Annotated in this window: 4 protein-coding genes; 3 read left to right on the plus strand and 1 reads right to left on the minus strand. The window is 37.5% G+C overall.

All coding sequences use genetic code 11. The annotated features are described in order from the left end of the window. The first annotated feature begins 53 nt into the window (after positions 1-53). The 3 genes from F6K13_RS15215 to F6K13_RS15225 all read left to right on the plus strand — a co-directional run bounded on the left by F6K13_RS15215 (position 54) and on the right by F6K13_RS15225 (position 3,905). Complete coding sequence (locus F6K13_RS15215; protein ID WP_124155235.1) at positions 54-704, plus strand: response regulator transcription factor; 651 nt, start codon at positions 54-56, stop codon at positions 702-704. Between the two features lie 599 nt (positions 705-1,303). Beyond that, positions 1,304-1,819, plus strand: coding sequence for an NYN domain-containing protein (locus tag F6K13_RS15220; protein ID WP_124147411.1), 516 nt, complete (start codon positions 1,304-1,306; stop codon positions 1,817-1,819). A 466-nt stretch (positions 1,820-2,285) separates the two neighbouring features. Beyond that, a complete protein-coding gene (locus F6K13_RS15225; protein ID WP_287287782.1) occupies positions 2,286-3,905 on the plus strand; it encodes a 2-isopropylmalate synthase in 1,620 nt (539 codons plus the stop codon). A gap of 347 nt (positions 3,906-4,252) precedes the next feature. On the opposite strand, the gene F6K13_RS15230 is transcribed toward F6K13_RS15225, so the two are convergent. Further along, the coding region (locus F6K13_RS15230) for a mechanosensitive ion channel family protein (protein WP_287287783.1) at positions 4,253-5,814 on the minus strand (1,562 nt) is incomplete at its 5' end.

A 5,814-nucleotide genomic window follows, 5' to 3' on the forward strand; every position in this document is an offset into this window, starting at 1 on the left:
TCCTGTCTTTGAAGTTAATGTTTGCGGGAATTAAAGAAAGTGAGTTCTTCATTATGAAGGAAATTAATACTACAGACCAAAGACGGTTAATGTTGGTTGATGATGACCCTAATTTAATTTTATTAGTCAAGGATTATTTAGAATTTCGTGGGTATCAGGTAACAACGGCAGAAAATGGCCGAGATGCACTAGAAAAGCTGGAAAATGAAATTCCTGAGCTAATTATATGTGATGTGATGATGCCAGAAATGGATGGCTATACCCTTGTGCAACACATCAGAGAAAACCCAGCTACAGAATGGGTTCCAGTTCTATTTCTATCTGCCAAAGGTCAAAGTCAAGACCGAGTCAAAGGTTTAAATACTGGAGCTGATGTCTACATTGTCAAACCATTTGAGCCAGAAGAACTCGTAGCTCAAGTAGAATCTTCCCTGAAGCAAGCTTCTCGCCTAATTAAACATCAAAATTCTGCCATGGTTAGTAATGGGCCAAAAATCAAGGTGCGCAGAAACGTAGAATTAACTCCCACAGAGTTAAAGGTAGTCCAACTTGTAGCCCAGGGGATGGCAAATCGTGACATTGCACAATTGATGGAAGTTAGTCAAAGAACGATTGAGAGTCATGTAAGCAATATGCTTGGTAAAACTGGTCTACACAATCGGACAGAATTAGCTCGTTGGGCGATAGAAAGTAAAAAGGCTTAGGTATAATCACCCAGGAATTGATCGGGGTGTAAGTCTTTATCTTGATGTAATTTGTATATTTGAGGGCTGTAATTTTGTACTGCCCCAGTTTTTCTATATTCCGAATTTTATATATAGCAGTCGAAGGAAAGGGCGCGGACATATCAAAAGTTTAAAACTCAGACAACGCCAGATTTTTCCTGATTACTTCTTCCTTCTGCTATACATAGTTTTTATTAAGTCAATTGTTTTTGATTTGACTGAATTATTAGAATATTGGACGAATCAAATCTTCAAAATATGGCCTTAATGAAAAATTATTGTCTTATATTGAAGATCTGGAAGGGGATCAATTAATTTAATAAGTATAAAAAGTATTTTTTTACAGAAAAAAGACTAAAATAGATAGTATATAACTACTAAAATTATTAAAATTATTAGTAGAGAAAAATATTATCGGTTTATGATATAAGGGTGATTTTTTGCAGTTTAAATCTGAAAAATACAAGTAATAATATTAGTTTATCTAAATTAAAAATAATTGCATTGATGATAGGAATATTACTAAAATAATAGATTTAGACTGAATTATCTAAAATTAATATTAAACTTAAGTTTCTATGAATAATTCCAATAACCGTCTTTCTATATTTGTTGACGGGAATAATATGTTCTACGCTCAACAAAAAAATGGTTGGTTTTTTGACCCTAGAAGAGTATTAGAACATTTCAACAAACCAGAAGTCAAACTAATAAATGCTTTTTGGTACACAGGCTTAAAAGACCCACAAGATCAAAGGGGATTCCGAGATGCTTTAATTAGTTTGGGTTATACAGTACGCACTAAAATTCTTAAAGAATATTATGATGATGTTTCGGGTCGCTATTCTCAAAAAGCTAACTTAGATATTGAAATTGTAGTAGATATGTTTAATACAGTAGACCAATATGACCAAGTAGTTTTATTTAGTGGAGATGGGGATTTTGAAAGAGCTATTGAGCTACTGCGTTCTAAAAATACTCATATAACAGTTGTATCAACAGAAGGAATGATTGCTAGAGAATTGCGAAATGCCACAGATCAATATGTAGATTTAAATGATATTCGCGACCAAATAGAAAAGGCAGAATATTAATTAAGAAGGAAGAGGGAAGAAGGAAGAAAGAAGAAGGAAAAAAATCTCAATTTCTTTGAGAATGCACCAAGTCAGAAGGCAGGAAGCATCAAAGAAAAAATCTATGCTTGAAGACTTAAATATCTTCCTAGAAAACTCACAAAAATTAGACTAAATTTACGTTTAATTTAATTAAAAAACGTTTCGGTCCGGAATGCTCCGCAAATAGTATTTCAGCCTTTAGCAGTTAGCTTTTGATCAGGGGATACGCGACCCCTACTAAAATGAAATGACAACCTAGAAGTCGGGGATTTAAACCAAAGCTTTTAGTACGCTGAAAGCTGAGTGCTGTTTGCAGAGCATTCCGGTACGGAAAATGCTGATAGCTAGTTAATTTAAACTATATTCACTAGTTTGTAAGACAAGGTAAGATCGAAAAAAGCTCAAGGCTAATTGCTGTAAAATATTAAACTATAAGGGAAAAATAATGACAAGTAATCAAGACCGAATTATTATTTTTGATACGACTCTCCGGGATGGGGAACAATCTCCTGGAGCAGCTCTCAATATAGATGAAAAATTGACTATTGCTCGGCAACTATCTCGCCTGGGAGTAGATGTGATTGAAGCTGGTTTTCCCTACTCTAGTCCTGGAGATTTTGAAGCAGTACAAAAAATTGCCGAGACAGTGGGTGTAGAAGGAGGCCCAACAATCTGTGGTTTGGCAAGAACAACCCGTGCAGATATTGAAGCTGCAGGTAAAGCTCTTAAACCCGCAGCTAATGCTCGTATTCATACTTTTATTGCTACTTCCGATATTCACTTAGCTTATAAACTTAAGAAAACTAGAGAAGAAGTATTGGCGATCGCTCCAGAAATGGTGGCCTATGCTAAAACTTTCGTAGATGATGTAGAATTTTCCCCTGAAGATGCAGGTCGCTCTGACCCAGAATTTCTCTATCAAGTATTGGAGGCGGCGATCGCTGCTGGAGCGACTACGGTTAATATTCCCGATACTGTTGGTTATACGACACCTGCTGAATTTGGGGCACTTATCCGAGGTATTAAGGAAAATGTACCCAATATTGACCAAGCTATTATTTCTGTTCATGGTCACAACGACCTCGGTTTAGCAGTCGCTAACTTCCTTGAAGCTGTGAAAAACGGCGCTCGTCAACTGGAATGTACTATTAACGGTATCGGTGAGCGAGCTGGTAATGCTGCTTTGGAAGAGTTAGTTATGGCATTGCACGTTCGGCGACAATATTTTAATCCCTTCCTTGGTCGCGCACCAGAGTCAGAAGCACCACTTACTAATATTGATACTCGCCATATTTATAAAACATCTCGTCTGGTTTCTAACTTGACAGGAATGTTTGTGCAACCAAACAAAGCTATTGTCGGCGCTAATGCTTTTGCTCATGAGTCAGGTATTCATCAAGATGGGGTACTCAAGAATAAGCTTACTTATGAAATCATGGATGCTGAGTCCATCGGGTTGACAGATAACCAAATAGTTTTGGGTAAACTTTCCGGTCGTCATGCTTTCCAAACTCGTCTCAAAGAACTTGGGTTTGATATTTCTGATGAAGAGGTGAATAAAGCTTTCCTCAGATTTAAAGATTTGGCAGACAAAAAGAAAGAAATTACAGATTGGGATTTAGAATCTATTGTTAACAGTGAGATTCAACAACCACCAGAACTCTTCCGTATAGAGTTGGTACAGGTTTCCTGTGGCGATCGCTCTCGTCCCACCGCCACAGTTAGTATCCGGACTCCTAATGGGGAGGAATTGACTGATGCTGCCATTGGTACTGGACCTGTGGATGCTGTATACAAGGCAATTAACCGGGTGGTGAATGTGCCTAATGATTTAATTGAGTTTTCTGTGCAGTCGGTAACTGCTGGTATTGATGCTATTGGGGAGGTGACTATTCGTTTGCGTCATGAAGGACGGGTGTATTCTGGTCATGCTGCTAATACTGATATTATTGTGGCATCAGCTCAAGCTTATATAAATGCTTTAAATCGTTTGTATGCAGCTTTGCAAAGTGATGTGAAGAAAATACATCCGCAAAAGAGCGATCGAGCGGTGGAAGTGGTATAGCGCTTCGCGCAAGTCAGAAGTCAGATTGGGAGGATGGGGAGATGGGGAGATGAGGTGATGGGGTGATGGGGTGATGGGGTGATGGGGTGATGGGGGGATATAACAAGGAACAAGTTGCTGTTTGACTTATGTTGATGATGAACCGTAAGACATAGAAATACTGTTCCCTGTTCCCTGTTCCCTGTTCCCTGTTCACTGCTATAAAGAAAGATTTGGCAATGGCGCTCAGATTGAACATTTATTGATACCGAACCCGAGCGGATTTGATATCAATTATTTCCCCCCACTCCCCTACTCCCCTACTCCCCTACTCCCCCACTCCCCCACTCCCTTACTCCCCTACTCCCTTACTCCCCTACTCCTAGAGCGGAAAGATATGAATTGTCTCCTTTGTTGCGATCGCCACTACCATTCTTAGGATAATTTTGAAAATTTACAGAATGTTGCGGTACACCAATAGCAATACCTTCTTGGTCAAATGCTTGTTTAATTCTGAGGCGGAATTCACGTCCCACAGCAAACTGTTGTATTGGTGCAGTCTTAATCCAAATTTGAATTAAAATACCCGTGTGCGAGATATTATCAACTCCGAGAATTATTGCAGGTTCGAGAATTTTATCTTGCCATTCAGGTTCACTCCGCATTTGCTCTAACACTTCTGCCATCATATTTAGTGCTTTCCTAGCATCTGCACTGTAGGCAATTTCAACTCGAAAGTCTACCCGAGACCAATCTTTTGTCAAGTTTTGCACAACCTCAAAACTACCATTAGGAATAGTAATGAGTCGCCCTTCTGCTCCCCTCAGTTGAGTTAAATAAAGATTTATATGTTCTACAATACCTGTTACATCGCCTATTTGAACTACGTCTCCAACAGCATACTGATCCGTCCATAAAATCAAGCAACCGTTAATCATATTATCTACTTTAGCTTTGAAAACGTAAGTTAATGCTATGCCAAGAATTCCTATTCCGGCAAGGGAAACACCTATTGCTTGTATAGTATATAAAATGGCAATTGAGTATATAACAACACTTGTCGCTTGTTTGAGTGCGCCTGAATAAGTATTGACTCGCTTGGTATATCTTTCAGGTACTAGGGAACCTTGTTGTGCTTGTGTTGCCCACTTATCTAACCAAAAGTCGATTAAGAAGTAAGTAGCTTTATCTGTAATGCTGGCAATTACCCATATTAGTAAAAATTGTACATATTGTGTTAAGAGAAAAGAATATAAAGCCCGAGTTTGTGGGAACATCGCAACAATTAAACTAATTCCTCCCACCCAGATAAATACTTGTGCCCACATTAAAATTTGTTCTAGTAAAACAGTAATATTTTTTTGTTTCTTTAAAAGAAACTGTCGTTTTAGAGAAACTTTTGGCAATGCTGACCAGATGTATTCTAACTGATTCAAAAATGCTAAAGGTGCATTTTCAACCATTGCTAGTAATATACTGAGAGATGTAATTTCTAGGTTTGAATGTAGTAAAGATTCTTTGTTGAAATTAATTGATGATTCTGCTGCTTGAGTATTGGCTGTATTTGCAGTAGATTGATAATTTTCTATAGATTTTTCTTCGGGATTTACTTGTAGAGATTGCTCTAATTCTTTGATTTTTTGTTTGAGCAATTCAATTTTAGCTTTCAAGCGTTTTTGTATCCACTTTAATACCGAGCTAATAATTATCATACTAGCAATAATTATAGAAACTTGAGCGATGATAATATATAGTTTTTTGTTGTAGTATTCTCTTTCTTTTAAAGCATTACTCAATTCTTGAATAATGCGATTTTGCCAGATCTTTGCTAGCTGCAATTCACTATTAGCAAAGTTGGCAACTACGTCATATTTTGTAACTGTGAGTATAGTTTGTTTTGTTAATCCTGGTTGTTCTGGCGCATAAATAA

Origin of the sequence: Okeania sp. SIO2B9, from assembly GCF_010672505.1 — a bacterium.
In the GTDB taxonomy this organism is placed as follows: domain Bacteria; phylum Cyanobacteriota; class Cyanobacteriia; order Cyanobacteriales; family Microcoleaceae; genus Okeania; species Okeania hirsuta.

Bases quoted from the DNA above. Each gene is read 5' to 3' on its own strand.
- F6K13_RS15215 (WP_124155235.1), top strand. From the start codon at position 54: ATGAAGGAAATTAATACTACAGACCAAAGACGGTTAATGTTGGTTGAT.
- F6K13_RS15220 (WP_124147411.1), top strand. From the start codon at position 1,304: ATGAATAATTCCAATAACCGTCTTTCTATATTTGTTGACGGGAATAAT.
- F6K13_RS15225 (WP_287287782.1), top strand. From the start codon at position 2,286: ATGACAAGTAATCAAGACCGAATTATTATTTTTGATACGACTCTCCGG.